The organism is Bacteroides sp. NSJ-48 (assembly GCF_014287405.1).
GTDB classification, from domain to species: Bacteria; Bacteroidota; Bacteroidia; order Bacteroidales; family Bacteroidaceae; genus Bacteroides; species Bacteroides stercoris.
Genome location: NZ_JACOOD010000043.1, coordinates 1 through 19,032 on the forward strand (window position 1 = coordinate 1; position 19,032 = coordinate 19,032).

Here is a 19,032-nt window from a genome sequence, read left to right on the forward strand (position 1 = left end):
GGAAGCTAAACAGAAGAACGAGGATTATGTCCCATACCGATATGCTAATGGTGATACCCGTAGGGAGTTGCTTATACGCTCGCGGTATTTACTTTTCAAATCAGCCGATAAATGGACAGAGAGGCAGAAACAAAGGGCGGCAATACTATTCGAAGAATACCCTGACGTTAAAAAAGCATATGGTTTGTGCCATTCCCTGCGGATGATATTCTCAAGGAATACCATAAAGGATGCTGCACGTCTGGCTATGGCACGGTGGTATTATAAAGTAGAAGAAGCAGGGATGCATTCTTTTAACGTCATTGCCGCTACTTTTTATGAACACTATGATGAAATACTGAATTTCTACAACCATCGTTCTTCAAATGCAATGGCAGAATCTTTCAATGCTAAAATTAAACTGTTCAGAGCAAACCTAAGAGGCGTAGCTGACAAGAGGTTCTTCCTTTTCCGCATTGCTAAACTATATGCGTATCCCCACTAAAAAGCTACTGACTCCTTATTTTATTTCTATCAGCTTGTGCGTCTGCAAGCTCAGCCGCCATTTCGGATGCTGCATCACGCAAGCCACAGTTTCCGCAGTATTGCTGCAAGAACAGGGTTGCAGGAAAAAGTGTCCGGCAGGAAGCGATTCATATACGGCAATATCCTGTCCTTCGTACACTACCTTCACCTCATCCATACGGGAAATGCACAATTTTGCACCTTGCTTGGGCGAGCAAGTCACCCAGTCTATATTATCCGGCAAGAAATGCGTACCGTTCGTTTCGATACAGACATACTTCCCCATCCGGTGCAGGCAGTCCACAAATTCACGGTCAATCCAGAGCGAAGGCTCTCCGCCCGTCAGTATCACCGTCACCGCAGGATATTTCCCCACTTCCGCCAAAATTTCCTCATCGGACATCAACACACCCTCTTCGTGCTGTGTATCGCAAAAAGAACATTTCAGGTTGCAACCGGAGAAACGCACAAAAACAGCCGGAGTACCCGTATGAAAGCCCTCTCCTTGCAAGCTGTAAAATATTTCGTTAATCTTCCTCATAAGCGCTCCTGTCAATCCTCCTCATAGATGGCTATATTCGACCCGGATTCCTGCACTTCCACTTTAAAGCAAGTAGGTATCTGGCTGCATATCCAGCGTGCCATATTCTCGGCTGTCGGATTAAAGGGAAGGACTTCATTGATGTTCCGGTGATCCAGTTTTTCTTTCACCGCCTGTTTGATGTGGCTGAAATCAACCACCATCCCGTCGGCATTCAGTTCTTTGGCACGGCAATAGACTGTGATTATCCAATTGTGACCATGCAGATTCTCACATTTACTCTGATAAGAAAGATTCAGGCTGTGTGCAGCCGAAACCTCCATTCGTTTAATGACTGTGTACATACTGTTAATACGCTGGTTAAAATATCATTTTATAGAACCGTGCATCTAATGTCACCTCGATGCGGCAGCAAAAGTACAAAAAACTTGGAATTTACACACGAGATTGACGCTTATTCATACATACAGTCAGCACTACGGCACTGTGCGGCTGCCTGATGTCCACAAAGATTCCGGTTGCAGGCAGAAAACATATTTCCCTGTACATATGAACAATAAACAACCGCCAAACAATTTTATTATTCATCTTTTTATGTATTTTTGCGACATGAAAGTCCTTTATATTCTGTTCGGTACACTTTCTCTGGCACTCGGCATCATCGGCATTTTCCTGCCGTTACTGCCTACTACTCCGTTTCTGCTGCTCACAGCCGCCCTTTATGTACGCAGTTCTCCCCGCCTTTACAACCGGCTGTTACACCATAAATACCTGGGAAGCTACATCCGTAACTTCCGTGAAAATAAAGCCATCCCGCTAAGAGCCAAAATCATATCGGTCTCGCTGATATGGATAACCATCCTCAACTGTATCTTTTTCATAGTCCCCTACTGGTGGCTAAAGGCAGTGTTGTTGCTGATTGCAGCAGGAACAAGCTACCACATCCTCTCTTTCAAAACACTGAAATAGATTCGAAAAACGCTCCCAGTCCTTTACGGGCATCCGCCAGTTTATCTTCCCAGTGCTTCACCGAATTCTGCCCGATAATATCCGTCACATACTTCACGGCAATGAACGGCGTGTTCTTGGTACGGCACACCCATGCCTGGGCATAAGCCTCCATATCCACCACATCGCCTTTTACATCCGACAGTTCCGTCAGGAAAGTATCACCCGTATTGCACACTCCTTCTCCCTGCCAATGCAGGCAATATCCTTTTTGCGCCAACAGTTCCGCCGAGTCTATCTCGCATTCCATATCAAACCCTTTCAGCCGCTGCATATCACGGTCTACAAAATGACGGCATACAAAAATATCCCCCACCTGATGGCGGACAGTTCCTGCCGTACCCACATTGACAACCAAATCGGGCTGCGCACGATTAATCGCTTCCGTAAGGTAAAAAGCAGATTTCACCTTTCCTATTCCGGTGCGAAGATAACCCACCTGCACTTCTTCCTCCCCTATCAAACCGGGGAATTTCAATTCCGTAAATTCGCCTTGAACGGCATAAGTCACCAAAATTTTCATATTTTCTTATTTTTATTCCGGAGTCTGTTTAAATTCTGTCCGAAACATTTCTCGAAGAGAATTTAAACAGACTCTTAATTAACAGGTTCACATCCCTACTTCATTATATACGATTTCAACGCCTCCACATATTCCTCAAAAGCATCTATTCCCTGCGGAGTAATCTTGCAAAGCGTGCAGGGCATCTTCCCCTTAAAAGTCTTGGTAACAACGATATACCCCGCCTTGGCAAGTTTATCCAGTTGCACACTGAGGTTGCCGGCCGTTGCACCGGTCTGCTGGCGGATGTATACAAAATCCGCTTCTTCAACACTGATGAGCAACGACATTACGGCAAGCCTCAGTTCACTGTGAAGCAAAGGGTTTAATTCCTTAAACATATCACTTACTCTTATTTTTGTTTTCCTTCTTCGCTTTATAGTTCAAAATATGCCCCGGTATTATCATTGCGAGTATGACCACCAGAACAAACTCCGGCAATATCTGCAAAAAAGAGGACTTATCCCAAACTTCAAACAACATTCTCAAGCCCAACAGAACGCCCATGCTCGACAAGCCCGAAAACCGGGTATAACGAATGAGAACCCCCGTAAAGATACTGCCCAACGAAAGCAATATGGCACACAAAGGCAATATTACTTCGAAAGCATGGAAGTATGCGGCCATCAACGCAACCGCCAGACAGACGATTCCCATAAACTGCCACATCTCATTCAATACTTTATCTATATACAAACTCACCGGCTTGTCCTTTCTCCGCATAAAAATGTAACTCAGCAGGTAGCCCACAACGGGAATTCCCCAAAAGCCCCACATCCATGCAAAATTTTGCGTCAGACCAACCCCGGCCCAAACAACCAGAGTCAGCAACACACAAACATACCCCCACAATAAAAACATATTTCCACTACCGGCATCCAGATTCCAACGTGTGTTCCGAATCATTTGAGTGATAAGCTCCAAGCTTTCTTTCTCATTCAATTTCCTATCTTCCATAGTCTTATCCAGTTTTTTATTACACATTATTACAACTCCGGGTTCGAACTCCGATACAAAGATAATAAGTTTATTTTATAAACCAAATTATATAATAAATTATTTTATATACATTTCAACAACCATATACACAAACTTATCCCAAATGATAGAAGAAGTAATTACCCGTACAACTACGGACTAATGCCAACCCTGCCAAAATCTAATCGTCCGACAGTTGTTTACTTCTCGTCCGACAGCCGTTTCTCTTTCGTCCGACAGTTGTTGGACGAAAGAGAAACGGCTGTCGGACGAGAAAATTTCAGCATGAAATAAATTAATAACAGTCCTGTTTTCCCCTTATTTTAATGCATACAGAACATTTTTCCTTGAAAAGCTTTTGTAATCTCCAAGTTAATTGTATTTTTGTGTACAATTTTGGTGTAGTAATGACAGACGAAGAAAAGAAGCTATTAAGTACTTTTGAAGCCAGACTGCGGCATTTAATCTATCTGCATGATGAATTAAAACGCGAAAATGCTGAACTTAAGCAACTTCTACAAGCTAAAGAAGAAGAATGCGGGAAAGTACGTGCCGATTACAAAGGACTGGAAAACAACTACACGAACCTAAAAACAGCTACGACAATCAGCCTTAACGGCAGTGACGTAAAAGAGACGAAACTGCGATTGTCCAAATTAGTGCGTGAAGTCGATAAATGCATCGCTTTGTTGAATGAATAAAAGAAAGAGGATGTATGAACGATAAGATAAAGATAAACCTGCAAATGGCAGGAGCAGCCTATCCCCTCACCATCAACCGCGAGGATGAGGAAATAGTAAGGGAAGCTGCCAAGCAGGTAAATATCCGGATTAATGCGTATCGGGAGCATTATCAGAACATCTCTTCAGAGAGGATTATAGCCATGGTGGCTTATCAATTTGCTTTGGAGACCCTTCAGTTGAAAGACCGTAATGATACTGAGCCCTATACAGCCAAGATAAAGGAACTGACGGAAGTATTGGAAGCTTATTTCAAGGAAGAATAAGAAAACGATTTTCTGTCCGTTTTTTATGAAAGAAATAACATCGCGCACTGTACAAAAGTTTTGTCCTGCAACGGACAGGCTTTTATGCAGTGTTTTTTATTTATATACTTTAAAAAACAAATTAATAAAATGACAGTAGTTACAATAGTAGTATCCATTGCCTGTTTCATCGTTGGCGGATTTGCTTCGTACATGTTCTTCAAGCATGGATTGAAGTCCAAATACGACAGCATCCTCAAAGAAGCCGAGACCGAAGCAGAAGTGATTAAAAAGAACAAGTTGCTGGAAGTTAAGGAAAAATTCCTGAACAAGAAAGCCGATTTGGAGAAAGAAGTATCGCTCCGTAACCAAAAGATACAGCAAGCGGAAAACAAGTTGAAACAACGCGAACTGGTGCTGAACCAACGCCAGGAGGAAATCCAACGCAAAAAACTGGAAGCAGAAGCGGTAAAAGAGAACCTGGAAGCCCAATTGGCCATCGTTGACAAGAAGAAAGAGGAACTGGAACACATGCAACGCCAGGAAATCGAGAAGCTGGAAGCCATCTCAGGACTTTCTGCCGAAGAGGCCAAAGAGCGTATGGTAGAATCCTTGAAGGAAGAAGCCAAGACACAGGCGCAATCCTATATCAATGATATTATGGATGATGCCAAACTGACAGCAAGTAAAGAAGCCAAACGTATCGTCATACAGTCTATCCAGCGTGTGGCAACAGAAACCGCCATTGAAAATTCCGTTACTGTATTCCACATCGAATCGGACGAAATCAAAGGACGTATCATCGGTCGTGAAGGACGCAATATCCGTGCGCTGGAAGCAGCTACCGGTGTGGAAATCGTTGTGGATGACACTCCGGAAGCTATCGTATTATCAGCTTTCGACCCTGTTCGCCGCGAAATTGCCCGTCTGGCGCTGCACCAGCTGGTAACAGACGGACGTATCCACCCGGCACGTATCGAGGAAGTAGTAGCCAAAGTACGCAAGCAAGTGGAAGAAGAAATCATCGAAACCGGTAAACGCACCACCATAGACCTGGGTATCCATGGCCTGCATCCCGAACTTATCCGTATCATCGGTAAGATGAAATACCGCTCTTCCTACGGTCAGAACCTGTTGCAACATGCCCGCGAAACAGCCAATCTCTGTGCTGTGATGGCATCCGAACTTGGTTTGAATCCCAAGAAGGCAAAACGTGCCGGATTGCTGCACGACATCGGTAAAGTGCCCGATGAAGAACCGGAATTGCCGCACGCACTCTACGGTATGAAACTGGCGGAGAAATTCAAGGAAAAACCGGATATCTGCAATGCCATCGGCGCTCACCATGACGAAGTGGAGATGACCAGCCTGCTGGCTCCCATCGTACAAGTATGCGATGCCATCTCCGGAGCACGTCCGGGAGCACGCCGCGAAATCGTAGAGGCTTACATCAAACGCTTGAACGACCTCGAACAGCTGGCTATGTCCTATCCGGGCGTAACGAAGACATATGCTATCCAGGCAGGACGCGAGTTACGCGTAATCGTCGGTGCAGACAAGATTGACGATAAGGCAACGGAAAACCTTTCCGGCGAAATAGCCAAGAAGATACAGGATGAAATGACCTATCCAGGACAGGTAAAGATTACTGTTATCCGCGAAACGCGTGCAGTAAGCTACGCTAAGTAAACAAGAGAATCAAAACCATAAGAGGAGCGTTGGTATCGGACTTTCGCTCCTTTTTTTTTATTTTATATTGTTCCGGAGTTTACGGAGTTTTCTTATTTTTGCCGGTATAATGCAAAAACCAAAGCCATGAAGGAGTATTTATTTGAAGTCTGCGCAAACTCCGTAGAGAGTTGCATCGCCGCCCAAGCCGGCGGAGCCAATCGGGTAGAATTGTGCGCCGGGATACCCGAAGGGGGAACAACCCCTTCCTACGGTGATATTGTCATAGCGAGAGAAGTCTTGCAAAACACCAGGTTGCACGTCATCATCCGCCCCCGCAGCGGTGATTTCCTGTATTCCCCCATCGAGCAACGTATCATGCTAAAGGACATAGACAATGCCCGCCGTTTAGGAGCAGACGGTATTGTTTTAGGCTGTCTGACGGCAGATGGAGAAGTGGATATTCCTCTAATGAAGCAGTTTATGGAAGCTGCCCAAGACATATCGGTAACTTTTCACCGGGCTTTCGATGTTTGCCGCAATCCGCAAAAGGCGTTGGAAGATATTATCAGCCTCGGATGTGACCGTATCCTGACTTCCGGTCAGCAACCCACCGCCGAAGCGGGCATTCCTCTATTGAAAGAACTCCAGTTGCAGGCAGCAGGACGCATTACCTTACTCGCCGGTTGCGGAGTAAATGAGAACAACATCGCACGGATTGCCCGTGAAACGGGTATCCACGAATTTCATTTCTCTGCAAGGGAAACCGTAGCGAGCCGTATGCAATACCGCAAAGAACGGGTACCGATGGGGGCAACCGTACAAATCAATGAATTTGAGCGAAATGTGACAACCCAAGAAAGAGTAAAAGCCACAATCGCCCAAATAACCGAATGAGATAGTACCAGAATCCGGATAGAATATAACCCACGTTACAGTCCTTCTACCGTTTTCATCAATTGTTCTCCCAAGCCTATCGTATAGCCTTGCGAAACAAACACCACCCGGTTGAATGTATCAGCAATGATAAATACCGGCAGGATTTCCTTATGTCTCAATTTCATGGTTTCTGCAATCTGCGCTGCAATACCGTTTGTATCTATACCGTAGATAATGGTAGACGGCAAGCCTGGAAATTCATCCGGACGGAATTTCTTATATTGAGTCTCATTCGGGAAAAGCAGTACCATCTTGCGTCCCCACTTCTCCAAACCGGCCTTGAAAGCAGCAATGTCACGCAGCGCATGATTGGTAGGTTCCTGATTGACTCCCAAGATTCCAACGACAAAATATCCCCGGCCGCAGGCCTCCAACAGGCTTTGCTCAGAATTCTCCGCCTGAAGCGGGGTAAAGAGAGATTCCGAATTGAAGCTGCCTATCACCTGCACCTCATCCTTACTCTCGCGCATCACCAACTCAAGCCGGGTGGTCTGTCCGGGATTGATACTGAATTCCGTGAGGCGGGAAAGCACACCTCCGCTTGCCAGGCGGGTTCCGGTTACCAGGAGGTAATCGCCGGCATCCAGCACCGTACCTTTCTTCAACAGACTGCTCCAGGTAGTGCCGCTGCCCATATCGAGATCACCCTCATCGTAAGACAGCAGTTGCAACCTGCCTTGCGGAGTCACTTTCGAAAGGGTGAAATGAGAGTAATATTTAGGATCGTCCAAAGACTTGACAGGCGAATATTCAGCAACCAGCCGGCCTTTCTGCGGAACAAGTTCCTCCATAAATACAGTATCCTTACAGTCCAAATCCACATCCAGCGCACCCTCTTCTTTCATCAGTTGCACCTTGCCCGTCACCTCGTCTATACGTGCAGGTATGCCCATGCTGCGCGCCATGGATACAAAGAAAATATCGCGGCTGTGTGCATCTGCCAACCGTGTCCTCCACACACCTTCGGGAGATATGGGGTCACCGCCCAAATTGCAATGCTTATCCACACGAATGTTCCCTGCTACCCACTCCACCAGTTTCATCGGTTGCGCTACATAAGCCTCCGCATCTTCCTTTGAAACCACCTTTCTGAAGAAAGCCTTGTACGGAGTCAGCATTTCATTACTTACGCGCGGATTGCGTACATACTTGCGGAAATACTCCGCACCGGTGCGTACATTGGACAACATATGGTCTATCAGTACTTCCAGCCTGACATCCCGAAGGTCTTTTGCCGAAATCCGTTGCAACAGGTCGATACCGCCCTTCTTCGACTTTTCGGAACGAAGGCGGGTCATGAAATCGCAGATAACCTTGTGATTGCCGCGGGAAGCTACCAATATTCCGGCAACCGCATCCTCATCCAACTTGTACCGGCGGGCAAAAGCACGCGCCGCATCCTCCGTCATAAACGTTGCCGTATAGGCATTGCGGATAGAATCTTCCTGCGCCAGCCTTCTGTCGTTCTCCGCACGCTGTTCCAGGGTTACCTCAGGCAGATTGGCTGTTTCCGACGGCGGTACGATGTCCATATCTATGGCAAATGCGTCACCTTCCTTTTTATCAAGTTTCACCGTCAGTTCCGACTGTTTGCCGAAAGAAAGTCTGGCAAAGCCGAAATGTCCGTCTTTCGATGCCCACACCAACATATCCCCTTTACCGGCCGTCAGCCCGCAAATACCGCCGGCAGAGGTGTATTTGGTGGCTACCGTATAAAATTCTGCATAATTGTATAGCTTGAATTCCACACAAGCACTGTCCACAGGAACACCGCCGGCATCCACTACGGTTACGGAAGCCTTTGCAGTAGGCGCGTAGTTGCCAATCACATTGATTTCAGTATAGGTAGGGGTAACGGACATTACCTCTTCCGCTCCCTCATAGCGTCCGAATACTTTTGTATGCATCAGCATTCCCCGGCTTGCGGGCGCGTTGAACCAACCGAGATTAAGTACCGGTTCGGGTTCGCAAGCTCCCAGAAAATACCATTTTCCATCTGCCCATGCCTCTACCCACGCATGGTTGTCATCGGTATGCGCCCAACGGGGAGTATATACCTGTCGCGCCGGAATGCCCACCGAACGGAGAGCGGCAACCAGAAATGTGGATTCCTCGCCACAACGGCCGTAAGCGGTACGCACCGTTGCCAACGGTGAACTTGTACGGGCATCGGAAGGTGTATAAATGGCTTTTTCATGACACCAGTGGTTCACCTCCAGAATGGCATCCTGTAGGGAAAGCGTTTTTACCCGATCCTTCAATTCCTTGTAGAATACGACACGCGCGCTGTCCAAATGCTCATTGTTCACCCGCACCGGAAGAACAAAATGCCGGAATATATCTTCGGGAATACGCTTTCCCCACGGCATTTCATCGGCAGCCTGCCGGGAAGCGCGCACATTCATCAGATGAAACTCCCCTGAATAATCCGCAATATCCGCCAAAGGCATATAGGCATAAAGAAATTCCAGTGCCTCACGCTCATAATCACTGAGAGAGGTATCGAATATGGCAAACAAGTCTCCTTGCGGCATCAAAGTTTTTTTCTGTTGGAAGTCTCGCTCCACACGCGAACGGTAAGAAGCATCCGTCATGAAATGAGAGTCACCGCAAGCAGCCAGCAGACATAACAGACAGATTATTCCGGAAAGTAAAGTAGTGTGTCTCATGATATACGTAATTATTAAGGTTGTATGACACAAAGATATGCAATATATTTGTAATACGCAGATGGCAAAACAAGGTATTTTTCAAGAAAATGAAGGAAAAAATGCAGATTTCTATGTTATAAAACATATTTCTCATAAACATTTTGTATCTTTGCAGCGTTAATAAGAGAGAAAACAATAAAAGATGTTCAACCGCTTTCCGAAACGCGGAAAGCAAAAAAAGAAGACGATTATGAAAAAGAATGAAAATGAAATTTTTATGTTACAGTACCGTATCAAACGCTATCAGGCAATGGGTAACGGAACTATGTGCCAAACTTTAAACGGCAAACTGCAAAAACTGCTTGCAAAGCAAGCTGCCATGACCATGTAAATTACACCTTTAAATAAAATGAACGGGGGCGGGAAATTTTCATTTCCTGCCCTCTTCTTTTACAAGCCTCCTGCCTATACGGGATAATAGGATGTTATGATTCCACAATATCTTTTCCGAAAGGTGCCAACGCCAAAGCGGCAAGTTTAAAATGCTGCATCCCGAAAGGAATACCGATGACGGTGATACACAGCAATACGCCGAACCCCAAATGCGAAAGGCAAATCCATATTCCTCCCAGAAAAATCCACAACACATTCATCAGTATGTACAGACAGCCTCCCGAACGCTCTCCGCTGCGCACCTCTTTGCCGAAAGGCCACAGGGCAAGCCCCGCCATCTTCATTGTTTGCATACCGAAAGGAATGCCGATGATTGTAATCATCATCAGCAAACTGGCAATCATATACTCCACGGCAGTAAGTATACCGCCGAACACCAGCCATAAAACATTCATCAGACAACCCATTGCATTACATTTTTACGTTCTACATTGCAAAGATACCATTCTTTTGGTCTTAAGCGAATAATAAGAATTTATTTATATCAGGAACATGTCTTTTATTCATCGAATTACCAGTCACTAAATTCAAAACTCAGCTGTTCCCAAACACCTTTTTCATCACTTTCTTCACGAGGGTTGGATACGGAAAGGCCTATCAGACGGATAGGATGATGTTCGTAATCAACCTCCCTCAACAATTGTTTCGCCAACGGCAGGATCACATCAAGTGCCGTCAATTCCTTGGACTGCGTAACGCTGCGGGTTATCTGGCTGAAATCGTGGAACTTGATTTTCAGCGTCAGCGTATTCCCCCGGAAGTTCTTATGTTCCAGACGGGTTACCAGTTCCACCGCAGTATGATACAACTCGATAATGACCGACGACCGCCGGTTAATATCCTTCTCCAAAGTATGTTCACACCCCACAGACTTACGAATGCGCACCGCTTCTACAGGACGAAGATCTATCCCGCGCGCAAAATCATAATAGATGTTCCCCACCTTACCGAACTCGCGCAACAGCATCGCTTGCGAACAGGCACGCAGTTGCCCGCCGGTATGTATCCCCAAAACATGCATCTTCCTTGCCGTCACCGGACCCACTCCCCAGAAACTCTCTATCGGCAGATGTGCTATAAATTCCAAAGCCTGGTCGGGATGAATGGTACACAAACCGTCGGGTTTACGGTAATCGGATGCTATCTTGGCAAGAAACTTATTGTAGGAAACTCCGGCAGAGGCCACCAGACTCAGCCGCTCGCGCACTTTCCGTTTGATTTCTCTGGCTATATCCACAGCCAGAAGAATACCCGGTTTATTTTCCGTCACATCCAAAAACGCCTCATCCAAAGAGATAGGTTCTATGACATCCGTATATTCATGGAATATCTCATGAATTTGACGGGACACCGATTTATAGACGTCCATACGTCCCGGAATAAAAATAAGCTGCGGACACAGCCGTTTTGCCTTCTGTGACGACATTGCCGAACGCACCCCGAACCGACGGGCTTCATAGCTGGCGGCAGCTACCACACCACGCTCTTCCGCATGCCCCACCGCTACGGGTTTGCCACGCAGTTCCGGATTGTCGCGCTGTTCTACGGAAGCATAGAAAGCGTCCATATCAATATGTATAATCTTACGTTCGGTCATTACCTTGCCAACTACCGATACAAAGATACACTAATTTTTGTTCATTCGCAGTATGCGCCGGTAGACATAAACAAAAGCGGGAATGAGGAATAAATCTGCAAAAATCCAGGCAGTCGGGTCACCGAAGCAAACAGCGATATAGCCGAACGCCGGAACTGCCAGCAAACTGATCAGAATACGGGCTATCATTTCGGAAACACCCGAAAGCATAGCCAAATTGGTATAACCTACTCCCTGAATTGTATAACGCAAAATACAAAGCAAACCAAGTATCGGGAAGAAAGAGACAGATATATGCAGGAAAAGCTCCGCATCTTTCAGAATTTCCACTTCCGAAGCCTCTACAAACAATAGAGTAAACGTTTTGGCTCCAACCATCAGCACTGCAAAAGTGAACGCCCAGTAGACTATCATCATCAGCGCGCTTGCCTTGACACCCTGCCATATACGTTCGGGCTTGCCTGCACCGTAGTTTTGTCCGCTATAAGTGGCCATCGCCATACCCAAGCTCTCGAAGGGACACATAAAGAACATCTTGATACGCATGGCAGCCGTAAAAGCCGCTACACATGCCGTACCCAACGCATTGTTGGCACTCTGCAGCATAATACTGCCGATAGCGGTAATGGAAAACTGCAATCCCATAGGCACTCCGATATACATCAGCGTCCGTGCCAGCGCACTGTCGAATTTACGTTCGGCAGGAGTGGTTCTCAGAATTTCAAAACGTTTCATCATATAGATGTAGCAAAGCACTGCCGATACTCCTTGAGAAAAGACAGTAGCGACTGCCGCTCCCGCCACACCCCAGTCCAAAACAAGGATGCAAAACAAGTCAAGCAGAATATTCAGGACGGTGGAAAAGAGCAGAAACCAGAACGGTGTCTTGCTATCACCCAAAGCACGTATAATGCTGGACAACAAATTATAGAAGAAGGTACAGGGGACGCCTATAAAAGTTACAAGCAAATAATAATAAGCTCCGGTGAAGATATTGTCCGGCGTACGCATCATGCGCAAAATATCTGCACAACAGATGCTTGTAACCACAGCAAGCACCACCGACATCACCGCAGCCAATTGCAAGCTGACCGCCACATAACGGCGCATTGTAATATAATCCCTCGCTCCGAACTTCTGTGCCACCGGAATGCCGAATCCTCCGCAACATCCGTTGCAGAAACCGAGTATCAGGAATATGACTGATGTACTCGCGCCGACAGAAGCCAGTGCATTTATCCCCAAAAATTTACCGACAATTGCAGCATCCACCAACGAATAGGTCTGTTGCAGCAAATTACCCAACAATAAAGGCAAAGTGAAATTAAATATGAGCGGAAGAGCCCGTCCTTCCGTCATTTCTCTTGATGTTGCCATACAATCTAATCCCCGAAACTCGACGCAAAATTAGTAAAAGAAATGCTGAGGGAAATTGATACATATCAAAAGATACGAAGAATACGGAGAGTGAGTGATTCGACATGTTTATTCAGACAGAAGAACAAAAGGACAAAAGATAGGAAATATGTTCTTTTGTTCTTCTGTCTGAATAAACAGTCGCTTACAACCCAGTCGTTTTCTTCAGTACGGAGCTGTGAGCCAGATAGTCAGGAGCCTCGGCATAGATATACATCACGCTTCCCCCTTTAATGGCGTCGATAATAGGGCGGCTGAGTTTTTGCGGAACAGCCGGACAGCCGAAACTCCGTCCCAAACGCCCTCCCCTGCTTGCAACCGAAGGATCGGCATAAGCAGCTCCATGTACCACAATGGCACGCTCGCGGGCACGGTCGTTAATGCCTTTTTCCAACCCGTTCAGGATGAGGGAATATCCGTTCCTGCCTTGATAGGTTGTTTCTGTCAGATAGAATCCCAGGGAACTTTTATAAGATCCGTATTCATTGGAAAACGAAGTGGCATACTTGTCGCCGCTGTTTTTTCCGTGCGAGACGACCGATGAGAAAAGCAGCCTGCGCTGCTTCATATCGAACACGAAAAGACGCTTCTCGGTAGAAGGACGTGAAAAATCAATCAGAGTCAGTACATCCCGTTTACGGCCTGCTATTTTATGATAGCCCGTTACTGCCTGGCGGAAAGCTTTCCAACTCACTACCCCTTCCAATTGCATGGAACGATACAAATCGGCACATGCTGCCGATTCTGCCGCCAACGAAACATCCGGCTTATCCGTCATGCAGGTAGCAGGTCTGTTTCCCAAAAACAGGAAACAGGGAAAAAACAGAAATAAAAAGGAGAGGCAAAATCTCAACATAACTATCCGACCTGAAAAATACCGGCGGCAAAGTTAGCACTTTCCACCCATACGACTATCATACAGATAGTTAAAAAGAAAGTAATCATTCGATAACAACTACTAAAGAACGCTCCGTCGGCGCCCAGTCAAATACAAACTTAGCATGTGAAGTAGCATTTCGCACACACATGTGCGAACGCGGCGTAGTACCCAGCGACCAGCTATACTCAATCATGGCTGTGCGCGGAACATTCACCGGTACTCCATGAATATAGGCTCCGTTGGTAAAACGGCTGGCATAAGGTGCATATCCGCCCGTTGCCGCAGAGCCGTCTTTCAGAAAGACCATGCGCGATTTCTTCTGTTGCAGTAAATACATGCCCAGCGGCGTTTCCTGTGCATAAGGCGGTGCATGCCGTCCTGTCGTTGCGGGATTCATGCTGCGGATTTTCCATTCACCTTTATCCATGCGCTCCAACGTAGCGATATTCTGGTCAAGACGGTCTACGAAAATAACATGCCTAAAGACAGTGCTGTCTGCCAACAGCTTCAAATAACGGCGGGGAACCAGCCACTCATCCTCCAGCGTAATGGGGAGAATACGGCTGAAACCGCTTTCCTCACCCAGCAGGTAAGCCAACGTCCCATCTCTGCCATAACGTTCGGGCACCAACGTATCTCCCGGCAAGTACAAGGGAACGGACTGATAACGCTCCACCCCAAGCGTATCCGCCACACGGCGATAGGCATTACGCACGAACTTACGCACCAAAGGGGCTTCCCGATTCAGATTCTTATAATTCTGCAATACCACCCACTTCACACTGTCCCGCTGCATATTCTCTATATAAGCCAGACAATTGCGGATTACATCCCATTTGAAAGAACGCACGGTATCCTTGTACGGATAGGTATCTTCCAGCGTATATGTATCGTAAAGCAAATCTTTGGTAAGCGTCACATCGGCTGCCGTCAGCAATTTCTCTCTGAAAGGCACTTCCACTACAGGCACAACAGTATCGACTGGTTCCGATACCTGCGCAACAAACAGGGTATCCTCCCGATGCCCGTTACATCCCGCAAACACCATGCACACAGCCGCGGCGGCAAAAAGAAAGAATCGTTTCATAAAGATAAATTTAAGTTCGTAATCGGGATTCAACATCTTCATGAATACCTGACACTACGAACAAAGATATAATTTTTTCTTACGTCTACAACGATTCTTCCCCGATAAATGTTGTACTCCACAACGCTTTTCAGGCAGGGGGATGCCTAAGTATACGGCTGAAATACCTTGAAGATATTATCGGGATACCCTGAGGATACAACTGAGGTACTCTGCGAATATGACTTAGAGTACCTCAATATATGTCCGAGAAACCATCGTTTTCCCGAAACGTTCATCAATATTTACATTCTTTGATTACCTCTATCAACTTGTTGAAATCCTCCGGATACACATCTCCGATATTGCCAATACGGAAAGTATCCGCCTGCGAAATCTTGCCGGGATAAATCACGAATCCCCTTTCCTTGAGCTGTGCATAGAACGATTTAAAATCAAAATCCGCATTCGGATAAAGGAAAGAAGTTATGACGGGAGACTATATAGCGTCAGGCAACAGAGTCTTGAAACCGAGTGAGCGCATACCTTCTACCAATACTTCATGATTTTTACAGTATCTTTGATGACGTGCCTCTACCCCTCCTTCTTCAGCCAATTCATCCATAGCCTGTTTAAAGGCTCTCACCACATGGGTAGGCGATGTGAAACGCCACTTTCCATGTCCTTTTTCCATCGTTTCCCACTGATCGTAAATATCGAGCGAAAGGGATTTGGAAACACCCTTGCAGCGCATCAGTTCCGACTTGCGGGCGATGATAAAACCGAATCCCGGTACCCCCTGGATACATTTATTGGCGCTGCTGATAAGAAAATCAATACCCAGTTCCTCTACATCCAAAGGCACTCCGCCAAAGCTGCTCATAGCATCTACAATCAGCTTCTTTCCGTGCATCTTTACGATGTGGGCTATCTCCTTCAACGGGTTCAGCACGCCGGTAGTGGTTTCGCAATGTACCACCGATACATGCGTAATCTCCGCATTATGTGCCAGATAATCGTCTACATAGCTGACGGACACCTGCTCCGTTTCGTCAAAGGCCAGCATATCGTAGTTGATACCGTGATACTCAGCAATATTTCCCATACGGTCACCATAAGCTCCATTGCTCAAAATCAGCAGTTTGTCACCCGGCTTAACGGTACTTCCTATAACGGCTTCCACACAATAGGTTCCACTGCCTTGCAGAAGAACGGAAGTATATTCATCGGTTTGCTTTGTAGCGAGTGCAACGAGGGATTTGCGTATTTCCTCTACGATATGCACATTATAATCTGCATCCCATGTACACCAATCGGTGAGCATGGCTTCTTTTACGGTTTCGGAAGTAGTAAGAGGTCCGGGAGTCAATAAAATGTAAGGTTTCATATTCTTGATAGTTTAAAGTTATTAATATTATCTATTACGGCAGGAAGTTCTTCAATGGAGTCTACTGTATAATGGGCTCCGGCAGCCATCATACGGTTGCGGACATCCTGTTTGCGGAGCTCCAGTTCGGTAGCAGGCAAAGCATTCACTTCATCCGGGGTAAGACCCAGTTCGTTACTGCCAAGCACTACGCCCACCGTCCACACTTTGGCATTCACCCCTTCTTTGATGTCGGCAATCGTGTCGCCTACCTTCACAACACAGTCCACCGAGGGAACGGCAAGTTCCGTCATATTCTTATAAATCATATAAGGAGCGGGACGACCGGCAGGAAGTCCGTCGGGCGTGACACAATTATCAACCACATATCCGCGGGCTGCGGCAGCCGGCAACACGACATCCATCATCGCACGGGTATAGCCGGTAGTGGAGCCTATCTTAATTCCTTGCGCACGCAATCCTGATATCGTTTCAACCACACCGGGAATAGGTGTTGTATAATCTTCCAGAGAGGCAAACAACACACGCTGAAAGTCTGCATAGCGCGCCAATATATCTTCCTCGGCATACGGGCGTCCGTATTTCTCCTGAAACTCGTTTCTTACGCGGTCTATATTGAACAAGGCGCGTATTTCCTCTACTTTGGTCAGTCCCATGTGGGCACGCGTTTCAGCAGCCGTTACCGGAGTGCCTATCACATTAAAACTCTCCATGAAAGCGGCAACCGGAGCGAAACAGCCGTAATCGACTGCCGTACCTGCCCAATCCATAATAATACATTCAATTTTCTTCATAATTATATCTTTGAGTTATTTCCCTATCCGTTTATTTTGCCATATCCGGAAGAAGTTCCAATGCAACACGCTTACCGGATAAACCACCCGCCGGATGAGGAGTATCGAGTTCTTCACCGGAAACTTCCGCATATTTCTCACGACGATAACGCTGTATCAGATAAACTGCCGAACCTATAAAAGCTACACTGCATGCTATACCCACATAACCGGACATCAGATTGTAAAAGTCCAGCCAGTTGACAGCAGGATTAAAGAACTCCTTGAATATCAGTACCACCACTGTACCCGTATAACCGATGAAGTCCAGTGTAATAATGAAAAAGCCCACATTCCCTTTTATCTTGAAACAAGCGATGAAACGCTCGAAAAAGAGTGTCTGGAAACTAAGGTAGACCGTGTAGAGCGACAAGCTTTGAAGGAACAGCCATGTCATGGGCTGCAATTGCAAGGCAGAATAATTGAAAGCCAGAAAACTCAACGTAGCCGTACCGCAAGTGACCAGCCCCAACAGCATACACAACACCTTTATGTTGCTCCGTACTGCGGACATCAACCCGAACATACACAGAATTATCAATGTAACCGTTGCATCCACCTTGGCAAACGCCCATGACGAGAGTCCCGCCGCATCGACATCGAGTATCTTCACCAGAAAATCTTCCTTGATATCCTGCAATACCGTAACGAACAGATTGGCAAAGAATAACATTACCAGCACAGGCATAAAGTTCTTGAACAGACTTAAACGTGCCTTACTGTCCAGGGCAACCCTTTCCGTGCGCAGTTCTTTATCTGCTTGCGTGGGTTGCGGCATCCGTGTCATCAGCCATCCCAGAAATGACAACAGCGGAAAAGCAAATGCACCGATGAAAGCGGGCATCCAGAATTCACTGATATGCAAATTATCCATCACAAAAAGTCCAATCGACTTTGCGGTCCCCGAACTGATAGCGATGCTCAACCCCATAAGACTTGCCAGTAAATCCGTGACACGACGCCCTTCCAGAAAACTAAAAATCACTCCCCACATACACCCTAAGGAAAGCCCGTTGAAAAACAGGGCAAATACATTGAACGGTTGCGGAAGCGCTCCGAAAAGTACAAGGGAAAGTTCGGCAACCGCCACTGACAGGATAATGAACTTCAAGCGGTTTTCCTTCTTCAACTCGGAAATGACCTTGATACCTATCAGTTTGGAAATAAAATAGCCGGATATCTGTACAATGCTGGTTGCAGTCTTATAGTCCATACCGAAAAAATCGAGTCCGTCAAACGTAGCCGCTGTAAATGGTTTACGCAATGCATACACCAAAGAATAAGAGAGCAAAGCAGCTCCACCCGCCCAAAGAATGAATAAGGCATCAGATAAATTCTTATTGGAAACTGTGAGTTCTTTTTTACCGATTATCGCATTCATGACATCTATCTTGTTTTTGATTCCGGCAGCAAAAGTAAGGCGGTATTTTAACAGCAAAAATGAATTCCCATTATTAATAATATTCATGAAATCAACATTTTATAATGTAACATTAATGCAATATTAATGTAATGAAAGCATAACATCCCACGGCTTTCTTTGCAGACTTTTTGAATAAAGAGC

The 19,032-nt window shown here is 46.2% G+C and carries 20 protein-coding genes and 1 pseudogene; 7 read left to right on the forward strand and 14 right to left on the reverse strand.

The features are described 5' to 3' along the window. The coding region (locus H8S52_RS16035; RefSeq protein WP_186910208.1) for a transposase at positions 1-484 on the forward strand (484 nt) is incomplete at its 5' end. A gap of 15 nt (positions 485-499) precedes the next feature. On the opposite strand, the gene H8S52_RS16040 is transcribed toward H8S52_RS16035, so the two are convergent. Together H8S52_RS16040 and queD are read right to left on the reverse strand one after the other, a co-directional pair. Next, entirely contained in the window at positions 500-1,045 is a 546-nt protein-coding gene (locus H8S52_RS16040; protein WP_117907593.1) for a radical SAM protein, read from the reverse strand. An 11-nt stretch (positions 1,046-1,056) separates the two neighbouring features. After that, on the reverse strand, positions 1,057-1,389 hold the full coding sequence (gene queD, locus H8S52_RS16045) for a 6-carboxytetrahydropterin synthase QueD (RefSeq protein ID WP_117985773.1): 333 nt from the start codon (positions 1,387-1,389) through the stop codon (positions 1,057-1,059). Between the two features lie 265 nt (positions 1,390-1,654). Between queD and H8S52_RS16050 the strand changes: the two genes are divergently transcribed. Beyond that, positions 1,655-2,014: a YbaN family protein gene (locus H8S52_RS16050; RefSeq protein ID WP_034536165.1), complete on the forward strand. Its 360-nt coding sequence runs from the start codon at positions 1,655-1,657 to the stop codon at positions 2,012-2,014. Here the strand turns inward: H8S52_RS16050 and H8S52_RS16055 are convergent. From H8S52_RS16055 to H8S52_RS16065, 3 genes are all read right to left on the reverse strand, one after another. Further along, a complete protein-coding gene (locus tag H8S52_RS16055; RefSeq protein ID WP_118086763.1) occupies positions 1,998-2,576 on the reverse strand; it encodes a nucleosidase in 579 nt (192 codons plus the stop codon). The two genes, H8S52_RS16050 and H8S52_RS16055, sit on opposite strands and share 17 nt — an antisense overlap. 95 nt (positions 2,577-2,671) lie before the next feature. After that, positions 2,672-2,956, reverse strand: coding sequence for a transcriptional regulator (locus H8S52_RS16060; protein ID WP_022103257.1), 285 nt, complete (start codon positions 2,954-2,956; stop codon positions 2,672-2,674). A gap of 1 nt (position 2,957) precedes the next feature. Further along, the gene (locus H8S52_RS16065) at positions 2,958-3,572 is read right to left on the reverse strand and encodes a hypothetical protein (RefSeq protein WP_117857366.1); all 615 of its coding nucleotides are present in this window, start codon (positions 3,570-3,572) and stop codon (positions 2,958-2,960) included. A gap of 428 nt (positions 3,573-4,000) precedes the next feature. Here H8S52_RS16065 and H8S52_RS16070 point away from each other — a divergent pair, with 428 nt between their 5' ends. From H8S52_RS16070 to H8S52_RS16085, 4 genes are all read left to right on the forward strand, one after another. Further along, positions 4,001-4,294, forward strand: coding sequence for a hypothetical protein (locus tag H8S52_RS16070; protein WP_117907594.1), 294 nt, complete (start codon positions 4,001-4,003; stop codon positions 4,292-4,294). Positions 4,295-4,308: 14 nt separating this feature from the next. Next, positions 4,309-4,599, forward strand: a complete 291-nt coding sequence (locus H8S52_RS16075; protein ID WP_016662548.1) for a cell division protein ZapA — start codon at positions 4,309-4,311, stop codon at positions 4,597-4,599. Positions 4,600-4,728: 129 nt separating this feature from the next. Then, positions 4,729-6,267 carry a ribonuclease Y gene (rny, locus tag H8S52_RS16080; protein WP_016662549.1) on the forward strand — a complete coding sequence of 513 codons (1,539 nt, stop codon included), beginning with the start codon at positions 4,729-4,731 and terminating at the stop codon, positions 6,265-6,267. Between the two features lie 126 nt (positions 6,268-6,393). Beyond that, positions 6,394-7,143: a copper homeostasis protein CutC gene (locus tag H8S52_RS16085; protein ID WP_117857364.1), complete on the forward strand. Its 750-nt coding sequence runs from the start codon at positions 6,394-6,396 to the stop codon at positions 7,141-7,143. Positions 7,144-7,178: 35 nt separating this feature from the next. Here H8S52_RS16085 and H8S52_RS16090 read toward each other — a convergent pair whose 3' ends face one another. Beyond that, positions 7,179-9,854 carry a transglutaminase domain-containing protein gene (locus tag H8S52_RS16090; RefSeq protein ID WP_186910209.1) on the reverse strand — a complete coding sequence of 892 codons (2,676 nt, stop codon included), beginning with the start codon at positions 9,852-9,854 and terminating at the stop codon, positions 7,179-7,181. Between the two features lie 232 nt (positions 9,855-10,086). Between H8S52_RS16090 and H8S52_RS16095 the strand changes: the two genes are divergently transcribed. Beyond that, on the forward strand, positions 10,087-10,227 hold the full coding sequence (locus H8S52_RS16095) for a hypothetical protein (protein WP_016662553.1): 141 nt from the start codon (positions 10,087-10,089) through the stop codon (positions 10,225-10,227). A 94-nt stretch (positions 10,228-10,321) separates the two neighbouring features. Here the strand turns inward: H8S52_RS16095 and H8S52_RS16100 are convergent, their stop codons facing one another. The 8 genes and pseudogenes from H8S52_RS16100 to H8S52_RS16135 form a co-directional block, all read right to left on the reverse strand. After that, positions 10,322-10,696 carry a YccF domain-containing protein gene (locus H8S52_RS16100; RefSeq protein WP_186910210.1) on the reverse strand — a complete coding sequence of 125 codons (375 nt, stop codon included), beginning with the start codon at positions 10,694-10,696 and terminating at the stop codon, positions 10,322-10,324. A 104-nt stretch (positions 10,697-10,800) separates the two neighbouring features. Further along, entirely contained in the window at positions 10,801-11,886 is a 1,086-nt protein-coding gene (dinB, locus tag H8S52_RS16105; RefSeq protein ID WP_186910211.1) for a DNA polymerase IV, read from the reverse strand. 30 nt (positions 11,887-11,916) lie between these two features. Then, complete coding sequence (locus tag H8S52_RS16110; RefSeq protein WP_117985770.1) at positions 11,917-13,263, reverse strand: MATE family efflux transporter; 1,347 nt, start codon at positions 13,261-13,263, stop codon at positions 11,917-11,919. Positions 13,264-13,447: 184 nt separating this feature from the next. Then, complete coding sequence (locus tag H8S52_RS16115; RefSeq protein WP_034536129.1) at positions 13,448-14,158, reverse strand: murein L,D-transpeptidase catalytic domain family protein; 711 nt, start codon at positions 14,156-14,158, stop codon at positions 13,448-13,450. 85 nt (positions 14,159-14,243) lie between these two features. Then, on the reverse strand, positions 14,244-15,269 hold the full coding sequence (locus H8S52_RS16120) for a L,D-transpeptidase (RefSeq protein ID WP_186910212.1): 1,026 nt from the start codon (positions 15,267-15,269) through the stop codon (positions 14,244-14,246). A 277-nt stretch (positions 15,270-15,546) separates the two neighbouring features. After that, positions 15,547-16,635: pseudogene (locus H8S52_RS16125) on the reverse strand (2-aminoethylphosphonate--pyruvate transaminase). Beyond that, complete coding sequence (gene phnX / locus H8S52_RS16130; RefSeq protein ID WP_186910213.1) at positions 16,632-17,429, reverse strand: phosphonoacetaldehyde hydrolase; 798 nt, start codon at positions 17,427-17,429, stop codon at positions 16,632-16,634. The pseudogene H8S52_RS16125 and the gene phnX overlap by 4 nt, the downstream one beginning before the upstream one ends. A 31-nt stretch (positions 17,430-17,460) precedes the next feature. Further along, positions 17,461-18,936, reverse strand: coding sequence for a DUF5690 family protein (locus H8S52_RS16135; RefSeq protein ID WP_005654534.1), 1,476 nt, complete (start codon positions 18,934-18,936; stop codon positions 17,461-17,463). Positions 18,937-19,032: the final 96 nt, after the last annotated feature.